The organism is Luteimonas sp. MJ250, assembly GCF_039548455.1.
In the GTDB taxonomy this organism is placed as follows: domain Bacteria; phylum Pseudomonadota; class Gammaproteobacteria; order Xanthomonadales; family Xanthomonadaceae; genus Luteimonas.
This window is the reverse complement of record NZ_JBCLVB010000014.1, coordinates 113,900-131,148: the sequence shown is the minus strand read 5'-3', so window position 1 is coordinate 131,148 and position 17,249 is coordinate 113,900. Positions and strand designations below refer to the sequence as shown.

The window sequence follows — 17,249 nt, the reverse complement described above, 5'->3', positions numbered from 1 at the left end:
AAGTTTTGCGAATTAGCGCAGTTTTAAACGCTCGTTTGATTCAGTCGCGACTGCGCGCCCAGTCGTCCAGCTCGCCATGCACGAAGGGACCGATGCGCTGCTTGAGCAACTGGCCGTCGGCCGAGACCAGCACGGTATACGGCAGGACCCCGCGCTGATTGCCGAGCTGGACGCCGGAATCGCGCGGACCCGCGGCGTCGATCAGGATCGGATAGCGCACCGGGATGCGCTCCAGGAATTCTTCCACCGCCGCCTGGTCGTCGAGCGCGATGCCGATCACCTGCACGCCGTCGTCACCCTGTCCGGCGGTGAAGCGGTCGAGCTCGGGCATCTCCTCGATGCAGGGACCGCACCAGCTGGCCCAGAAATTGACCAGCAGCGGGCGGCCCGCGAACTCCGCGGGCAGGGTGCGCGGACGGCCGGACAGGTCGGGCAGGGTGATGGTCGGCACCGGGCCGCCGCGGGTCGCGATCGCGAGGTCCGCGGGTGGCACCGGGGCCACGGCATCCATCGCGTGCTGCACCGCGCGCTGCCCGAGTTCGGTGCGCAGCAGCGGGCCGGGGCCGTTCACCGCCAGGCCGGCCACCACGCCAAGGACGCCCGCGGCCAGCGCAACCAGCAGGATGCTGCGCGTGCGCATCAGCGGACCGCCTCTTCAAGCGCCGCGACGGCCGTGTCGGGGTCGAGCACGGCCGGCAGTACCCGGCCTTCGCCGCCGTTGCCGGGATAGACCACGTACAGCGGTACGCCGACCGCGCGGTGCTGCTCGAGGAAGGCGCTGATCTCCGGATCGACATTGGTCCAGTCGCCGACCATGTAGGCGGCGCCGGTGCGTGCCAGGGCGTCCCTGAAGGCATCGCCGGACAGCGTGCTGCGTTCGTTGGCCTTGCAGGTCACGCACCAGTCGGCCGTCATGTTGACAAACACCGGGGTGCCGGCGTTGCGCAGGGCGCGCAGGCGCTCGGCGGAGTAGGCGACGCTGCCGCCTTCGGCCCCGGCCACCGCCGCCACCGGCGGCGGCATGCGGCCAACCAGCCACGCGGACGACAGCGCCACCAGCAGCAGCGCGATCGCCGGCAGCCGCCGCAGCCAGCCGCCGCGCATGCGCGCGCGCTCCAGCCACCACAGTGCCAGCGCCATCATCGCCACGCCCGCGGCCACCACGGCCATGGCATCGACGCCGCGCTGGCGGCCCAGCACCCAGGCCAGCCAGATCGCGGTGAGGTACATCGGGAAGGCCAGCACCTGCTTGAGCGTGTCCATCCACGCGCCTGGCCTTGGCAGGCGGTCGGCCAGCGCCGGCACCAGGCCGACCAGCAGGAACGGCAGCGCCAGGCCCAGGCCCAGGGCCAGGAACACCAGCAGCGCCGCGGCCGGCGAGGCGGAGAAGGCATAGGCCAGCGCGCCGCCCATGAACGGCGCGATGCACGGACTGGCGACCACGCAGGCGAGCACGCCGGTGAAGAAGTCGCCGGCCGGGCCGCTGCGCGCAGCCAGGCCCCGGCCGAGATTGGCGCTGCCGCCGATGCTGAACACGCCCGACAGGCTCAATCCGACCGCCGCCATCAGCAGCACCAGTGCGGCCACGAAGCCCGGCTGCTGCAGCTGGAAGCCCCAGCCCAGGGCCTGGCCGGCGGCGCGCAGCGCAAGCACCGCCAGGCCGACCACCGCGAACGCGACCAGCACCCCGGCGGTGTACCAGAGCGCCTGGCGGCGGGCGTGGGCGCGGCTGGCGCCGCCCTCGGCCAGGCCCAGGACCTTGAGCGAAAGGATCGGCAGCACGCAGGGCATGAGGTTGAGCAGGATGCCGCCGGCCAGCGCCAGCAACAGGGCCAGGCCAAGGCCGCCGCCGCCCGCGGTGGCCGGCGGGCTGCTGCGCGCGGCGTTGTCGGCGGTCGCGTCGGCCGTGGCGCCGGGTGTGCCGTCGAGGGGCGCCGAAGCGTCCGCGGCCGCGGCGTCCGGCGCATCGGGATTGCCGGCGGCTGCGGCCCGCGCGTTGGCGGCAGCTGCGCCGTCGATCGTCGCGGGTCCGTTGGCGGCGCCGGTGGTGGTCGGGTCGCTGGCCACCGTCGTTGCGCCCGCAGTGGCTCCCGTATCCGCGGTGCTTGCCGCCGTCGCCGTGGTGCCTGCCGGCAGCGACACGCGCACGCTGCGGGTCATCGGCGGATAGCAGATGCCGCCATCCTGGCAGCCCTGGAAGGTGGCGGTGAGCGTGGCTTCGCGCGGCTCGCCGTGGCTGCGGCGCAGCGGCAAGGGCACGTTGATCTGGTCGAAATAGACCACCACCTCGCCGAAGTACTCGTCGTGGTGGGCGACCCCGCGGGGCCAGCGCGGCGTGCCCGCCTGGATGCCGTCGGCCTTTAGCGTGAAGCTGCTGCGGTCGCGGTAGAGGTAGTAGCCCGGCGCCGGGGTGAAGCGCATCAGCAGGGTGTCTCCCCCGTCGGCGATGGCTTCGAAGGCGAAGGCCTGTGCTTCCGGCAGCGGCAGCGCGCCGGTCACACCGGCGCTGGCCAGGGTTGCACTGCCGCCCGTAGCGCCTGTGCCCAGCGCCTGGCCCAGCGCGGCGAAGCCGGAATCGGCCTGCCTCGGTGCCGCGGCTGCGGCGGCCGGCAGTGTGACCGCCACCGTGCGCGTCTGCGGCGGATAGCAGATGCCGACGTCGGCGCAGCCCTGGTAGCGGATTTTCAGTTCAGTGCGTGCGGCCGTCGCGGTCCCCGCGAGCAGGCCCGCCACGCGGCCGCGATAGGTTTCGACGTCGCCGAAGAACTCATCGGTATACGGCGTGCCGGGGGGTAGCTGCAGCCCGGCCGGGTCGGCGCGGAAACCATCGTCCAAGGGCTCGGCGCCCATGCGGTGGCGATAGAGGTAGTAGCCCTCGGCGATCGTCCACTCGAGCTTGATGCCGCCCGTCGCGCCTGCATCGACCCGCAGCACGAAGGCCTCGTCCACCGGCAGCAGGTCGTCCATGCCGATCGCGGCCAGGACCGTCGCCGGCGCCAGCAGCGTCGCCAGCGCGAGGAAGGCCGCGCACATCCATCGCCAGGGCGGCGGCGTGGCGATCGACCTCCCGGTGCGGACGTCGGGGCGGTTGCAGCGGTGCGGGAGGGCGGTCATCGGCACGGACAGGCGGCGGGCGGCAGGAGCCGGACAGGGTAGCCGACCCGGGCCGGCCGGATCCCTGCGGTCGCGGAACGCAGCAGCCCGGACGCGCCCCGGTGAATGTCCGGAAGACCGGCCGGGCGTCGTCAGTAGGGGGGGCTTCGACAACGCAAAACGGGGGGGGATATGAACCACAGGGACAGGTCTGCGGGAAGGCTGTTGCCAGCAGCGCTGGCGCTGCTTCTTGGCGGCTGCGGGATCTCCCAGGGCGACGGCGTGCCCGCGGTCGATGTGCCGGACCCGGCTGGTGGCGCGCTGCCGCCTGCTGAAGCGGAACTGGTGGACGCGCTTGGAGGAATCCCCGTGGACAGCGGGAAGGTCAGCCGCGACGAACTCCGGCGCCGGGTCATGGGCCGGCCTGGCGAGGAGGCGCAGCCGTGATCGCGCTCCGGCTTGCATTGGCGATGCTGCTCGCCGGCATCGGCACGGTGCTGCCATCGCCGGCGCATGCGGCGAAGAAGGTCATTGGCGCAGACTGCGACGTCGGCGGCTGCCAATGCATGCTGTCCAGCCTCACCGTCCAGGACGTGGAGGTGCTGACCGGCGAACAGGCACCCGCGGGCGCCGGGGACATGACGCTGGTGATGGCCTTCGGTGAAATGACCTGGGTGGCGAAAACCCCCGGGGAGATCCACCGGAATTTTGGCGGGTCGGGCGACTGTCCGATCGATCCGTTTCCGGGTCCGGGCGCCGACAGCGGTCCGCGGGATGGCGTCTGGGAGATCACGACCGACGTGGTGGACCTGTCGCAGTGCCCGATGGCGGCCATGTTCGGCGTCGATCCGCCGGTCACGCAGCGGATGACCATCATCTGGGACGGCCGCTTCGATCCCAACAAGTACATGCCCACCAATACGCACTTCATCCAGTGGTCCCGCATCGACGACGCCAACTGGCGCGGCACCCTGGGGCCGGTCGGTGGCCTGATAGCCACCACCATGCGGGCGCAGCTGGTCGACCGGGAAACCATCCGCGGCTGGGGCGACGTCGAGACCTCGGGCTTGGCGAGGGAGGCGACGAAGTGCATGTCCCTGCAGTCGGGCTACACCGCGCGCTGGGTGTCGGACATCGCCGTGGATGGAGCGCAGCCATGATCCACCATCGTTGCTGCAAACAGGTGGTGCACGCGCAAGACGCCGGCTTTGACGCCGCAGCGCTGGAAGGCGGTAAAAAGCGGGTCCGCCATCACGCTTGGCCCACGCGACGTTCTTCTATGGTGGCGTGGCGGCGCCCGCAAGGCGCCGCACCCATATATGAGGAGAGACCCATATGTACCGATCGATCTGCCTCGTTGCAGCCGGCGTCCTGCTTCTGGGCGCAACCCAGCATGCGCAGGCATTGGACCTGCTCACTACGACCGGCTCGGGCCCTGTCGGCAACTGCCAGGCGGCGCTGCCCGTTTTTGAAGGACTGATCCGCAAGCGCCCGCTCGCCGTCGTCAATGAAAGCGATGCGCCGGCCTTCGTGACCTGTGCGCTTGCCAACGAAGAAGTCTCCCTGAACGTGCAGAGCTTCAGTACGCGCGTCAGCAATTCGTCGACAGCTCCGGTCACGGTGACCTGTACGGCGGTGGTTGGCGATGAGCTTGCAACTGCCAGCTACATCCCGAAATCGATCACGTTGGCCGGCGGTACGGCCGGGAACCTGACATGGTCAGGCGCCGATGCCGGCGGTCTGTTGACGTCGAAGTCGATCGCGCTGAGCTGCAGGCTGCCGCCGATGGCCGCCCTCAACCGGAATCGCATCACCACGCTGCTGTCGCTCATTTGATCGTGCAAAACGCAGAAGGGCGCCGGATATTCCGGCGCCCTTCTGTTTGAGCCACTTCCCTGCTTGAACGGGAAGCCGGGCGCGTGCCGTCAGCGCATCGCCTTCAGCTTGCGGCCGGTGGATGCGGCAGCTGCCGGCGCCGGAGCCACGGTTCCCCGCGCGCGCGGGTCACGCAGTCGCGGGTTGCGGGGCTCGCTTGCCGGAGGCGTGGCGAGTTCGCAGGCCGCGGGCGTGCTCGAGGTGAACAGCGCCTGGGTGCCCCATTCCGGATGGTCGATGAAGGGGTTGCGGTTGCCCTGATGGGCGGCGACCACTTCGTTGCGGGCGCGCTCGGCATCGTCCGGCGGGTCGGCAAGGTGCCATTCGACCAGGGTCGACAGCAGGCCCATGTAAGCCGGTGACGAAGAGGTGCCGACGATCATGCTGCGGTCGTCGGTAAGTTCCAGGTCGGGCTCGGACTGGTTGGTGGTCGGGTGCGTGCCGCCCTCGTAGCGGATCGCCATGTACATCACCGCACGCGCCATGTCGCCCTTGCGCGCGCCCCAGGGTTCGAAGGAGCCCTGGTTGCCGTTCGGACCCTTGACCCAGTTCGAATTGCCTGGATAGACGCCGGTGCCGCCGCCGCGGCCGTTGTTGAACTCCGTCGGCCGCTCGCCGCAGTTCGACGACTGCGCGCAATCGGCGAAGGGCATGTTGCCGCGGTTGGAGTTGTAGACCTCGTCGCTCAGGTAGAGCATGTGCGCGTCGGTATACGGCGAGTGCGGATAGCCCATATCGCCCACCCGCTCCGGGAAGCCGAGCGAATTCGGCCAGGTGTGTTCACGGTTGTACTTGTTGCTGCCGCCGCTGCCGGCACGGTCGGTGCCCTTGACGTAGCTGCGGTTGCGATAGACGTCGAGGATCTTGCCGGCGTCGTTGGGGTCCTCGTCGGCGACTTCGAGGATCGTCCAGGTGGTGATGCCGCTGCCGCTGTAGGGATAGGCGACGTGGCCGCGGATGGTCTCGTGCAGCGAGCAGCGCAGCTGGTCGGGGCTGGAGTCGTTGACCAGGCCGTAGTAATCGCCACCGCCACCGCCACCGCCGCCCGAACGCTTCACGTTGAAGTCGATGACGGTGTCGGCCTCGGGCGCAGCGTCGTCGAGATCGAGGATGAAGCCGGCGTCGACCCGCAGCGAGCAGGCCTGGCCGGGCACCAGCGGAGTCGAAGGCGTCAGGGTGAAGCTGGTCGCCTGCGCGACGTGATCGAGCCCGGGTGCGCGATGGCGGGCCGCGCCTTCGCAGGCCAGGGTGAACGCGCCGGGTTGGGCGACCACCGGCTCGCTGAAGGTGACCTTGAGCTCGGCCGCGTACGGGAAGCTGCTGGAGCCCTGCGTCGGAAAGGTCTCGACCACCCGCGGTGCGGCGTTGCCGGGCTCGCCGAAGGACTGGTCGTTGTTGCATGCGTCGAAGGTCTCGCTGGCGGCCTCCGCCCAGGCGAAGTCGGCGTAGACATTGCCGGTGCCGGCGAGCTGCAGCGAATGGCCGGTCGGCGTGCTGCTGGGCTGCATGACGCCGATGTCGACGCTGCTCATGCCGGCGGCGGGGCCGTTGCTGGCCGTCATCACGCCTTCGTAGCTCAGGAACTGCACCACGGCGCCCTGCGGATCGACCAGGGCGATGCCGTCGGGCGCGCCGTTCTGCACGCCGTTCTCGGGGTAATTCACCGTGGCGAAGCGGACCTTGCCGCCGCAGGCCGAGAGCGTGCCCTCGGGCAAGGTGTCGGTGTCGTAGGAAGCGCCGTTGCTGCCGTTGTAGAGCACCAGCTGGTAGCCGGCGAGGCTCTCTCCGGCGCTGCCGACGACCTCGATCGCCTCGCCGACGTCGGTGTCGATGTTGTCGTAGTGGATTTCGTTGATGAAGACTTCGGCCTGGGCCGGCAGCGTGGCGGCAACCGCCAGCGCGATCGCGCAGCAAAGCCGGGAACTGACAAGACGCATTGGGTAACTCCCCTTTGTGGACCACGCAATCTAACCATCAAATATGACGACGGCCAGACAGGGACACATCATCCCGTCGGTCTGCACGCCAGCGCGACGCGGGAATCGTATTCTTGTGCGGCCAGTCCTCCCCATTCATCCAGGTCGTCCCATGCCCGCTCCGATCCGCCCCGCCATCCTCCGCGCCGGACTGGCCGCAGTCCTGTTCGCGCTCGCGCTGCCTGCCGCGGCCGCGACCGGCATCGAGGTCGCCGCCGGCGGCTCCAAGACCACCGAGCGCGAGTTCACCAAGGTGGCCTCGGTCGCCTGGCTGCCGGAACTGCGGCAGCTGGACAACGCGGTACTCCGCGGCGAGGTCGGCGCCATCCACGTAGACGGCCGCGGCCACGTGCGTGGCCGGGACCTGTCCGACAGCGTCGTGGTCGGCTTCGTCGGCCTGCGCTACGAGCGCACCGACAACGGCCTTACGCTTGGTGCCGGGGTCGGCGCCCAGTGGGGCGAGACGGACGCCCTGTCCGGCGATCCGCAGTTCGTCACCACCGCCGGCTGGCGCTGGGACCGCTTCTCGCTGCTGCTGCGCCATGTCTCGAACGCGAGCCTGCACGCCCCCAACAACGGTGAAACCATGGTTGTCGGCGCCTGGCGCTTCTGAGCCGCGTCTTTATTTCCCGCGGGGCCCTTGAACCCCGCCAACGCCCCCCCATCTTGCGGACATCCCGGCGCTGCCGGGTTTTCGCGGCGCGCGTTTTGGCACTCGGCAGGTCCGACTGCTAAACTCCGCGACCGATTCGTCTATTGTCAAGTAAAATCAATCACTTGTGAGGATTGTCATGAACCTGAAGCCGCTTTACGACCGCGTAGTGGTCAAGCCGATCGAAGCCGACGAAATCTCCGCCGGCGGCATCGTCATCCCCGACAATGCCAAGGAAAAGCCCACCAAGGGCGAAGTGATCGCCATCGGCGAAGGCAAGGCCCTGGACAACGGCAGCCTGCGCGCGCCCAAGGTCAAGGTCGGCGACAAGGTCATCTACGGCCAGTACTCGGGCTCGGCTTACAAGCACGAAGGCACCGAATACAAGATCGTGCGCGAGGACGACATCCTCGCCATCGTCGGCTGAGCGCGCGTCAAGCGCCTCGCAACCCCCATTCCCTGATCCAGCTCCGAGGAAACAACAATGTCTGCGAAGGAAATCCGCTTCGGCGAAGACGCGCGCGCCAAGATGGTGCGTGGCGTCAACGTGCTTGCCAACGCCGTCAAGGCAACGCTTGGCCCCAAGGGCCGCAACGTCGTGCTCGACAAGAGCTTCGGCGCGCCCACGATCACCAAGGACGGCGTGTCCGTCGCCAAGGAGATCGAACTGGCCGACAAGTTCGAGAACATGGGCGCGCAGATGGTGAAGGAAGTCGCCTCGCGCACGTCCGATGACGCCGGCGACGGCACCACCACCGCGACCGTGCTGGCCCAGGCCTTCATCCGCGAGGGCATGAAGGCGGTCGCCGCCGGCATGAACCCGATGGACCTCAAGCGCGGCATCGACCAGGCCGTCAAGGCCGCGGTGGAAGAGCTGAAGAGCATCAGCAAGCCGTCGTCGACCTCGAAGGAAATCGCCCAGGTCGGCACCATCTCCGCCAACTCCGACGCCAACATCGGCGACCTGATCGCCCAGGCGATGGACAAGGTCGGCAAGGAAGGCGTGATCACGGTCGAGGAAGGTTCGGGCCTCGAGAACGAGCTCGACGTGGTCGAGGGCATGCAGTTCGACCGCGGCTACCTGTCGCCGTACTTCATCAACAACCAGCAGTCGATGTCGGCCGAGCTGGATGATCCCTTCATCCTGCTGCACGACAAGAAGATCTCCAACGTGCGCGACCTGCTGCCCGTCCTCGAGGGCGTGGCCAAGGCCGGCAAGCCGCTGCTGATCGTCGCCGAGGAAGTCGAGGGCGAAGCCCTGGCGACCCTGGTGGTGAACACCATCCGCGGCATCGTCAAGGTCGTGGCCGTCAAGGCCCCGGGCTTCGGCGACCGTCGCAAGGCGATGCTGGAAGACATGGCCATCCTCACCGGTGGCACCGTGATCAGCGAGGAAGTCGGCCTGTCGCTCGAGAAGGCGACCATCAACGACCTCGGCCGCGCGAAGAAGATCCAGGTCACCAAGGAAAACACCACGATCATCGACGGCGCGGGCGAAGGCTCGGGCATCGAAGGCCGCATCAAGCAGATCAAGGCGCAGATCGAAGAGACCTCTTCGGACTACGACCGCGAGAAGCTGCAGGAGCGCGTGGCCAAGCTGGCCGGCGGCGTGGCGGTGATCAAGGTCGGTGCCTCGACCGAGATCGAGATGAAGGAAAAGAAGGCCCGCGTCGAAGACGCCCTGCACGCCACGCGTGCGGCGGTGGAAGAGGGCGTGGTCCCGGGTGGCGGCGTCGCGCTGCTGCGCGCCAAGACCGCGGTCGAGGCCCTGAAGGGTGCCAACGAAGACCAGAACCACGGCATCCAGATCGCCCTGCGGGCGATGGAAGCCCCGCTGCGCGAGATCGTGACCAACGCCGGCGAAGAGCCGTCGGTCATCGTCAACAAGGTCAAGGACGGTTCGGGCAACTTCGGCTACAACGCAGCCAACGGCGAGTTCGGCGACATGATCGAGTTCGGCATCCTGGACCCGACCAAGGTCACCCGCACCGCGCTGCAGAACGCGGCGTCGATCGCCGGCCTGATGATCACCACCGAAGCCATGGTGGCGGAGCTTCCGAAGAAGGAAGAGCCGGCCATGGGCGGCGGCGGCGACATGGGCGGCATGGGCGGCATGGGCTTCTGATCCAGCGCCACCCTGCTTCATGCAACATGGACAACCCCGCCGCGAGGCGGGGTTTTTCTTTTTTGGCCGGCTGCAGCGCGTGGCGTCGGGAGCCGATGACGATGATGCCGCGCCTGGCCTTGCTCGCCGGGGTGCCGGTACAGCCCGCTCAAGGCAGGGCGAGGCAGTGTGCTTTGCTGGGCTGGGCGAGGCAGTGAGAAAGCGGCGGCGTGGCGGCGTGCTGGCCGAGCTCGGCGCTCAGCGCCGCCACTGCATCGCGTTCGCCGCGTTGATGGGCAAGCAAGACAGAGAGCATCCAGGGCCGCATCCAGTAGCGATCATCGGCCTCGGGCGGCCGGGTCTTGCGCACCTCCGTCGCCAGGGCCGCTGCGTCGTCGAATCGACCCAGGGCCAGGTACAACTCCGCCCGCGCCTGGGCGTGCTGCAGCTGCAGCGCGTCGCCTTCGCCGGCCGGGCACGCGGCAAGGGTGGATTCCGCACCGGGGATGTCACCAAGCCGCAGCTGGATCGCTGCCTGCGTGCCACAGCTGGCGTACCCCATCGGTGAACCGCGGTAATCGTGGTGCCCGAGGATTTCCCAGCTGCGTTCCACGTCCGCAAGCGCGCCCCGGAAGTCGCCGGTCACGGCCCGCGAATACCCCCCGAACAGGAAGCAGGCCTGCACGTGCAGGTTGCTCAGCTCGAGCTGCCTGGCGATGTCGTTGGCGATCGTGAAATGCTGCACGGCTTCGGCATGGCGCCCCCTCCATGTCAGGTGAGCGGCCAGCTGGCAGTGCACGGCCGCCTTCTGCGAATGCGGCTTTGTGAAGGCGCGGTCCGCGATGGCGACCGCCTCGAACGCGACCTGCTCCGCGCGCGCGGGCTTGCCCGCCCTGCCCAGGTCGGGAACCATGTCAGACAGCGTGCTGGCGTAGTGGCCACTCTCGGGACCGTCAAGCAACGCGGACAGGCGGATCTGCTCCTCGACGTTTTGCAGCTGGCGCTGCGTATCTTCCGGATCAGTGACGCCAAGCGCGGCACCCAGGCCATCAAGGGCGGTCATGTGCAGCACCGTTTCCTGCAAGCCGTGCGCGGGCAGGGCGACAAGAACCTCCTCGAACGCGGCCTTGGCGGCCTGGGGATCGCCGGCGAACAGGCTCATGCCGTGGCCGACCCGGGCCGCGAGCATCGGTTCGGGATCGCCGTGTTCGCTCATGGCCAGTTCGCCCAGCTCCATCGCCGCGCGGGAATGGAGCAGCGCGCGCTCGACCTCGCCGCGTTCGCGCGCCAGCTGCGCGAGTTCAGTCTCGATCCGGGACCGCTCCCGATAGGCTTGCGGGTCGTTTGCGGCAAAAAGTCCGCGCGCCTGTTCCAGGTCCGCACGTGCATCGTCGTACTGGCTCAACGCCAGGCGTGCCTGGCCGGTCAGCATCAGGATGTCGGCGGCCGCCAGCGGGTCGGTCTCCAGCACGTCCGAGCGCGCGCGTCGCGCGCCCTCGTCGAGCAACTCCAGCGCGTCCGGCACGCCGCCCGTCGCCGGCTGGGTGGACTCGAATATGTGCTGCAGGAAGTCCCGCACCATGGTCGCGCGCTGCGCGTGGATCCTGGCGTTTTCGGCCTCCCTGCGCGTTTGCTGCGCCTGCCAGAGCGTTGCGCCGATGCCGCCAGCCAGGCTGGCCGCGAGCAGCACCGTTGCGGCGACGCCCGCCTTGTTGCGCAGGATGAATTTGCGCACGCGGTAGCCAGGTCCCGGTTTCTGCGCCATCACCGGGCGTCCGTCGAGCCAGCGCCGCAGGTCGTCGGCCAGGGCCTCGGCAGTGGCGTAGCGCTGTTCCGGCACTTCCGCCAGGGCCTTGAGCAGTACGCGGTCGAGGTCGTTTTTAAGCGGCACGTAGTGACGGTGGTAGGCGTCGTTCGACGAACGCACCAGGAGCGAGGGCCTTGTCGTATCGGTGCCTCCGGTAGCACCTTGCGGCGTGCGCCCGGTCAACAGCCGGTGCAGCAACGCGCCCAGGCCGTAGATGTCGATAGCCGTGCTGGGCGGGTCGCCGCGCAGCTGTTCCGGCGCGGCATAGCCGGGCGTCAGCGCGCGCCACATCGTCCGGGTGCGCTCGCCGGGCGCGTCGCTGAACTGGCCGATGCCGAAGTCGAGCAGCCGCACCTGGCCGTCACCGTCGACCAGCACGTTCGAGGGCTTGAGGTCGCGATGGATCACCAGGTTGCGGTGTGCATAGGCCACGGCGCCGCAGACCTGCAGGTACAGGCGGACCGTCGCGTGTGCATCGAGCGCATTCGAATCGCACCACTGGTCGATGCGTTCGCCGTCGACCAGCGGCATCGCCAGCCAGAGGGTGCCGTCGTCGGCCACGCCGGAATCGATCAGCGCGGTGACGTTCGGATGGTTCAGGCGCGCCAGGATCTCGGCCTCGCGCCGGAAGCGCTCGCGGCCGGTGGCGCCGAGTGCACCCAGGGTCAGGATCTTGACCGCGGCCTGCTGGCGCGCCACGCCGTGTTCGCGCCAGGCGCGGTAGACCACGGCCATGCCGCCGCGACCGAGTTCGGCATCCAGCGTCCAAGCGCCCAGACGGCAGCCGGCCAGATTGCCGCCGTCCGGAGCCAGGGTCGCGCGCGGGCTTTCGTGTGCGGCGATCAGCTGCTCGAGCCGCCGCCGTACGGGCTCGCGGAGGTCCTGCGCGTCCAGCCACGTGCCGCGGCCGGACTCGGGCACGTCAAGCCACCGGTCGAACGCAGCGTCGGCCGCCTGCCAGTGGCCGATCTGTTCACGGTCCATCGCGGCCCTCGTCGAGCATCGCCAGCAGGAAAGCCCGCGCGCGCTCCCACTCGCGTTGCGCGGTGCGCTCCGAGATCTCGAGCAGTTCGGCAATTTCCTTGAACTCGAGGCCGGCGAAATAGCGCAGTTCCACCACCTGGCGCCGCTGCGGGCTGATCTCGCCCAGCGCATCCAGGCCCTCGTTCAGGGCGAGTACGCCCGTGTCCGCGGCGCCTGCGGGCGCAGCGGCGGAGAAGTCCTCGTCGAGTTCGATGTGCACCGCGTCGCCGCCGCGCTTCTGCGACAGGTTCCGCCGCGCCTCTTCGACCATGATCCAGCGCAGCGCCTGCGCCGCGGTTGCGAAGAAATGGCGGCGGTCAACCAGGCTCAGGTTGTCCGACGCGGTTACGCGCAGGAACAGCTCGTGCACCAGTACCGTGGGCGTCATGGTCGCATTGCGTCCCCGCAGCCGCGAACGCGCCATGCGCATGAGTTCCGGGTACAGGGCCTGGAACACCTCCCCGAGGCGTTCGGGCTCGCCGTTCCTGGCACGCACCAGAAGCTGTGTGATTTCCGCATCCATCACGCGGCTCCCTCCCGGATCCGTGTGGAGCGCGGAAGGTAGCAGCGCAGCAGGGTCCCGGCAATCGTCCGGGGAACCGATACCGGCGCGGAGCCGGGACGCGCGGCCGTGACGGACGCGTATCGCGAGCCGGCCGGTCGCGGTGCGACAATCCGCCCTCTGCAGCCCCGACGGAACTCCGATGGCCGGCGCCACCCTGCTCACCCTGCTCGACGACATCGCGACCCTGCTCGACGACGTCTCCATCCTGACCAAGGCCGCGGCCAAGAAGACCGCCGGCGTGATCGGGGACGACCTCGCGCTCAATGCCCAGCAGGTCGCCGGCGTGAAGGCCAACCGCGAGCTGCCGGTGGTCTGGGGCGTGTTCAAGGGCTCGCTGGTCAACAAGCTGATCCTGGTGCCTGCGGCGCTGCTGATCAGCTGGCTTGCGCCCGTGCTGGTGATCCCACTGATGATGGTCGGTGGCGCCTACCTCTGCTACGAGGGCTTCGAAAAGGTGCTGGAGAAGTTGTTCCACTCCCACGCCAAGCCCGACCCGGAGGCGCGCGCGAAGGCCGTGCTCGCCTCGGGCGAGACTCCGCTGGAACTCGAGAAGAAGAAGATCAAGGGCGCGGTGCGCACCGACTTCATCCTTTCAGCCGAAATCATCGTGCTGTCGCTGGCGGTGGTCGCCGACGAGTCGTTGCTGACGCGCACGATCGCGCTTTCGGTGATCGCGCTCGCGGTGACGGTCTTCATCTACGGGCTGGTCGCGGCGATCGTGAAGGTGGACGACGCCGGGCTGTGGATGGACAAGCGCCCGGGCGTACTGGTGCCGGCGCTGGGGCGCGGGCTGGTGTATGTGACGCCGTGGATGATGAAGGCGCTGGGCATCATCGGCACCATCGCCATGTTCCTGGTGGGCGGCGGCATCTTCGTGCACAACATCGATGCCCTGCACCATCTGGTCGAAGTCATGGAGGGCTGGGGCCTGCCTGCCTTCGTCGCCGACACCGGCGCCAGCCTGGTGGTCGGCATGCTGGTCGGCGCGCTGGTGGTGGGCGCGGTCGGCCTGTTCAATCGCGTGCGCGGCAAGGCGCCTGCGGAAGCACACTGAGGAGTCCGCATGCACGGTGACATCCGGGGCGCGGCGCGCGCAACGATCGGCCTTGCCGCGGGCGGCACCGGCGGCCACCTGTTCCCCGCCGAAGCGCTGGCGCGCGAGCTGCAGGCGCGCGGGCACGGCGTGGTGGTCTACACCGAGGCACGCGGCGCGCGCTTCACGCAGGCGCTCGAAGGGCTGCCGCACCTGGTGCTGCCGGCGCGCAGCCTGGCTGGGGGCGTTGTTGGCAAGCTGGCGGCGGCCGCGGTGATCCTGCGCGCCACGGCCACGGCACGCGCGGACATGAAGCGGCGCGGCGTGCGCCTGCTGGCGGGCTTCGGTGGCTACCCGAGCTTCGCGCCGGCGCTGGCCGCGCGCAGCCTCGGCCTGCCGCTGCTGCTGCACGAACAGGGCTCGCGGCTGAGCCTGGCCAACCGCAGGCTGCTGGGCTTCGCCGATCGCGTGGCGACTTCGTTCGGTGACATCGGCGGGGTCGACGCCGGCGCGCACGGCAAGCTGGTCGAGACCGGCAACCCGGTGCGCGCGGGCATCCTCGAGGCGGCGAACGCCCCCTATCCCGGGCTGGCGGACGACGCGCCGCTGCGCTTGCTGGTGGTGGGCGGCAGCCAGGGTGCGGCGGTCTTCGGCCGCGTCGTGCCGCCGGCGCTGCTGGCATTGCCCGATGCGCTGCGCAGGCGCCTGCGGCTGTCGCTGCAGTACCGCGGCGACGATGCCGGCGCGGTGGCTGCAAGGCTGCGCGATGCCGGTATCGACGTCGACCTGCGACCCTTCTTCGACGACATGGCCGCGCGGCTGCGCGACGCCCACTTGGTGCTGACGCGTGCCGGTGCGACCACCATCGCCGACCTGCTGGTGGTGGGGCGCCCGGCGATCCTGGTGCCGATCCCGCAGGGCGGCTCGCGCGACGAGCAACGCGGCAACGCCGAAGCGCTCGAACGCCTGGGTGCGGGCTGGTGCGTGCGCGAGGACGACGGTGGCTTCACCGCCCAAGCGCTGGCCGCGCGTTTGCAGGCACTGTTCGCCGCGCCCGCGGCCCTCGCCGATGCCGCCGCCGCGGCGGCAAACCTGGGTCGGCCCGACGCCGCCGCTCGCTTGGCCGACGAGGTGGAAGCGCTGCTGGCCGAACGCAGCCCGACCGCGGGCGCGAAGGCCTGAGATGGCCATGACCGTGACCGACGACGTCCTGATCATCGGTGGCGGCCACAACGGCCTGGTCTGCGCCGCCTACCTCGCCGGTGCCGGGTTGAAGGTGCGGGTGCTGGAGCGCCGCGGCATCGTCGGCGGTGCCGCGGTGACCGAGGAATTCCACCCGGGCTTCCGCAACTCGGTCGCCAGCTACACGGTCAGCCTGCTCAACCCGCGCGTGATCGCCGACCTGCGCCTGGCCGAGCACGGCCTGCGCGTGGTCGAGCGGCCGTTCTCGAATTTCCTGCCGCTGCCCGATGGCCGCGCCTTCCGCTTAGGCGGCGAACACGGCGCGGCGGAGGTGGCGAAGTGGTCGGCGCGCGACGCCGAGCGCCTGCCGCAGTACTTCGCGATGCTGGAGCGCGTGGTCGCAGTGCTGCGCGAGCTGATGCTGCTGACGCCGCCGAACGTATCCGACGGCTTCGTGCTTGCCGACTGGCTGGGGTCGTTCGCCGTGGCGCGCCGCCTGCGCCACCTCGACATGCGCGGCCGCCGGGATCTTCTGGACCTGTTCACCAAGTCCGCCGGCGAACTGCTCGACCTCTGGTTCGAGTCCGGGCCGCTGAAGGCGGCGCTGGGCTGGGACTCGGTGGTCGGCAACTTCGCCAGCCCCTACACGCCCGGCAGCGCCTACGTGCTCCTGCACCACGTGTTTGGCGAGGTCAACGGCAAGCAGGGCGCGTGGGGGCACGCCATCGGCGGCATGGGCGCGATCACGCAGGCGATGGCGGCGGAGTGCGCGGCGCGGGGCGTGACCATCGAGACCGACGCCGAGGTGGCACAGGTGCTGGTGGAAGGCGGCCGCGCCGTGGGCGTGGCCCTGGCCGACGGTCGCGAGCTGCGCGCCAGGGCGGTCGCCAGCAATCTCAACCCGAAGCTGCTGTATACGAAGCTTGTGCCGCGCCAGCACCTGGATGACGACACCGCGCAGCGCATCGAGCGCTACCGCTGCGGCTCGGGCACCTTCCGCATGAACGTGGCGCTGTCGGAGCTGCCGGATTTCAGCGCGTTGCCCGGCACGCAGCTGCAGCCGCACCACCAGAGCGGCATCCTGGTCGGGCCTTCGCTGCGCTACTTCGAGCAGGCGTATTTCGATGCGAAATCGAAGGAGCACAACGCCGGCTGGTCGCGCGCGCCGATCGTGGAGCTGGTCATCTCCTCGACCCTCGACGACAGCCTGGCGCCGGCCGGCCAGCACGTCGCCAGCCTGTTCTGCCAGCACGTGAACCCCGACGTCGACGGCGGCTGGGACATGCATCGCGACACCGTGGCCCGGCTGATGATCGACACCGTGGACAAGGTCGCGCCCAACTTCAGCCGCAGCGTGCTCGGCTACGAGGCGCTGTCTCCGCTGGACCTGGAGCGCCGCTTCGGGCTGGTCGGCGGCGACATCTTCCACGGCTCGCTGGGCCTGGACCAGCTGTTCTCCGCGCGCCCGCTGCTGGGGCAGGGAAACTACCGCGGCGCACTCGCGGGACTGTACCTGTGCGGCTCGGGAACGCATCCGGGCGGCGGCGTCACCGGCCTGCCGGGGCGCAACGCGGCGCGCGAGATGCTGCGCGACTTCGGACGCCGGCCGTTGCCAGCCGGATCCCGAAATAGTTCATGAACTGGCGAGTCTTGTTTTGCGCTGCAGCGTGCAAGTTGCATAACGTTTCCTTCACGATCGACCTGCACCCGACGTGGGGGAGGGAGCAAAGCCCGGAACGGTCCGCCGTTTCGGGCTTTTTTTCGGCTCTGCTCCCGACGGAGGGGAGGCGCATGGCCGACCCGGCGTTGTGGCTGGTTCTTCTCGAGGCTCCGGGGTGTTGCTGACGTGACAGCTGGAGCACGTTGTTGCGCGGGAGCTGCTCCGTTCTGGCAACCGGAAGCCTCCCTCAACCGCAACCGGGAGAAGAACCTTTTTCGT

The 17,249-nt window shown here is 69.4% G+C and carries 13 protein-coding genes and 1 pseudogene; 9 read left to right on the top strand and 5 right to left on the bottom strand.

Translation table 11 applies throughout. From position 1 onward, the window contains the following. Positions 1–40: 40 nt before the first annotated feature. Both WCE37_RS11760 and WCE37_RS11755 read right to left on the bottom strand, forming a co-directional pair. Positions 41–640, bottom strand: coding sequence for a TlpA disulfide reductase family protein (locus WCE37_RS11760; protein ID WP_343279535.1), 600 nt, complete (start codon positions 638–640; stop codon positions 41–43). After that, positions 640–3,114 carry a protein-disulfide reductase DsbD gene (locus tag WCE37_RS11755; RefSeq protein ID WP_343279534.1) on the bottom strand — a complete coding sequence of 825 codons (2,475 nt, stop codon included), beginning with the start codon at positions 3,112–3,114 and terminating at the stop codon, positions 640–642. The genes WCE37_RS11760 and WCE37_RS11755 overlap by 1 nt, the downstream gene beginning before the upstream one ends. Before the next feature lie 204 nt (positions 3,115–3,318). Here WCE37_RS11755 and WCE37_RS11750 point away from each other — a divergent pair, with 204 nt between their 5' ends. The 3 genes from WCE37_RS11750 to WCE37_RS11740 all read left to right on the top strand — a co-directional run bounded on the left by WCE37_RS11750 (position 3,319) and on the right by WCE37_RS11740 (position 4,929). After that, positions 3,319–3,540: a hypothetical protein gene (locus WCE37_RS11750; RefSeq protein WP_343279533.1), complete on the top strand. Its 222-nt coding sequence runs from the start codon at positions 3,319–3,321 to the stop codon at positions 3,538–3,540. Further along, complete coding sequence (locus WCE37_RS11745; protein WP_343279532.1) at positions 3,537–4,253, top strand: hypothetical protein; 717 nt, start codon at positions 3,537–3,539, stop codon at positions 4,251–4,253. Before WCE37_RS11750 ends, WCE37_RS11745 begins: the two co-directional genes overlap by 4 nt. A 175-nt stretch (positions 4,254–4,428) precedes the next feature. Further along, positions 4,429–4,929: a hypothetical protein gene (locus WCE37_RS11740; RefSeq protein WP_343279531.1), complete on the top strand. Its 501-nt coding sequence runs from the start codon at positions 4,429–4,431 to the stop codon at positions 4,927–4,929. Between the two features lie 209 nt (positions 4,930–5,138). On the opposite strand, the pseudogene WCE37_RS11735 reads toward WCE37_RS11740, so the two are convergent. Then, positions 5,139–6,905 (bottom strand): annotated as a pseudogene (locus tag WCE37_RS11735) (endonuclease); the annotation flags it as partial. A gap of 151 nt (positions 6,906–7,056) precedes the next feature. Here WCE37_RS11735 and WCE37_RS11730 point away from each other — a divergent pair. From WCE37_RS11730 to groL, 3 genes are all read left to right on the top strand, one after another. Next, positions 7,057–7,557, top strand: coding sequence for an acyloxyacyl hydrolase (locus WCE37_RS11730; protein ID WP_343255804.1), 501 nt, complete (start codon positions 7,057–7,059; stop codon positions 7,555–7,557). Between the two features lie 178 nt (positions 7,558–7,735). Beyond that, positions 7,736–8,023: a co-chaperone GroES gene (gene groES, locus WCE37_RS11725; RefSeq protein ID WP_343255805.1), complete on the top strand. Its 288-nt coding sequence runs from the start codon at positions 7,736–7,738 to the stop codon at positions 8,021–8,023. Between the two features lie 57 nt (positions 8,024–8,080). Continuing rightward, entirely contained in the window at positions 8,081–9,721 is a 1,641-nt protein-coding gene (groL, locus tag WCE37_RS11720) for a chaperonin GroEL (protein WP_343255806.1), read from the top strand. Positions 9,722–9,869: 148 nt separating this feature from the next. Here the strand turns inward: groL and WCE37_RS11715 are convergent, their stop codons facing one another. Both WCE37_RS11715 and WCE37_RS11710 read right to left on the bottom strand, forming a co-directional pair. Next, complete coding sequence (locus WCE37_RS11715) at positions 9,870–12,491, bottom strand: serine/threonine-protein kinase (protein ID WP_343279530.1); 2,622 nt, start codon at positions 12,489–12,491, stop codon at positions 9,870–9,872. After that, a complete protein-coding gene (locus WCE37_RS11710) occupies positions 12,481–13,053 on the bottom strand; it encodes an ECF-type sigma factor (RefSeq protein ID WP_343255808.1) in 573 nt (190 codons plus the stop codon). The genes WCE37_RS11715 and WCE37_RS11710 overlap by 11 nt, the downstream gene beginning before the upstream one ends. Positions 13,054–13,234: 181 nt before the next feature. On the opposite strand from WCE37_RS11710, the gene WCE37_RS11705 reads away from it, so the two are divergent. The 3 genes from WCE37_RS11705 to WCE37_RS11695 are packed head-to-tail and all read left to right on the top strand — an operon-like array spanning position 13,235 to position 16,949. Then, on the top strand, positions 13,235–14,149 hold the full coding sequence (locus WCE37_RS11705) for a DUF808 domain-containing protein (protein WP_343279529.1): 915 nt from the start codon (positions 13,235–13,237) through the stop codon (positions 14,147–14,149). A gap of 9 nt (positions 14,150–14,158) precedes the next feature. Next, a complete protein-coding gene (locus tag WCE37_RS11700; RefSeq protein WP_343279528.1) occupies positions 14,159–15,310 on the top strand; it encodes a UDP-N-acetylglucosamine--N-acetylmuramyl-(pentapeptide) pyrophosphoryl-undecaprenol N-acetylglucosamine transferase in 1,152 nt (383 codons plus the stop codon). A gap of 7 nt (positions 15,311–15,317) precedes the next feature. Then, entirely contained in the window at positions 15,318–16,949 is a 1,632-nt protein-coding gene (locus WCE37_RS11695) for an NAD(P)/FAD-dependent oxidoreductase (protein ID WP_343279527.1), read from the top strand. Positions 16,950–17,249 lie beyond the last annotated feature (300 nt).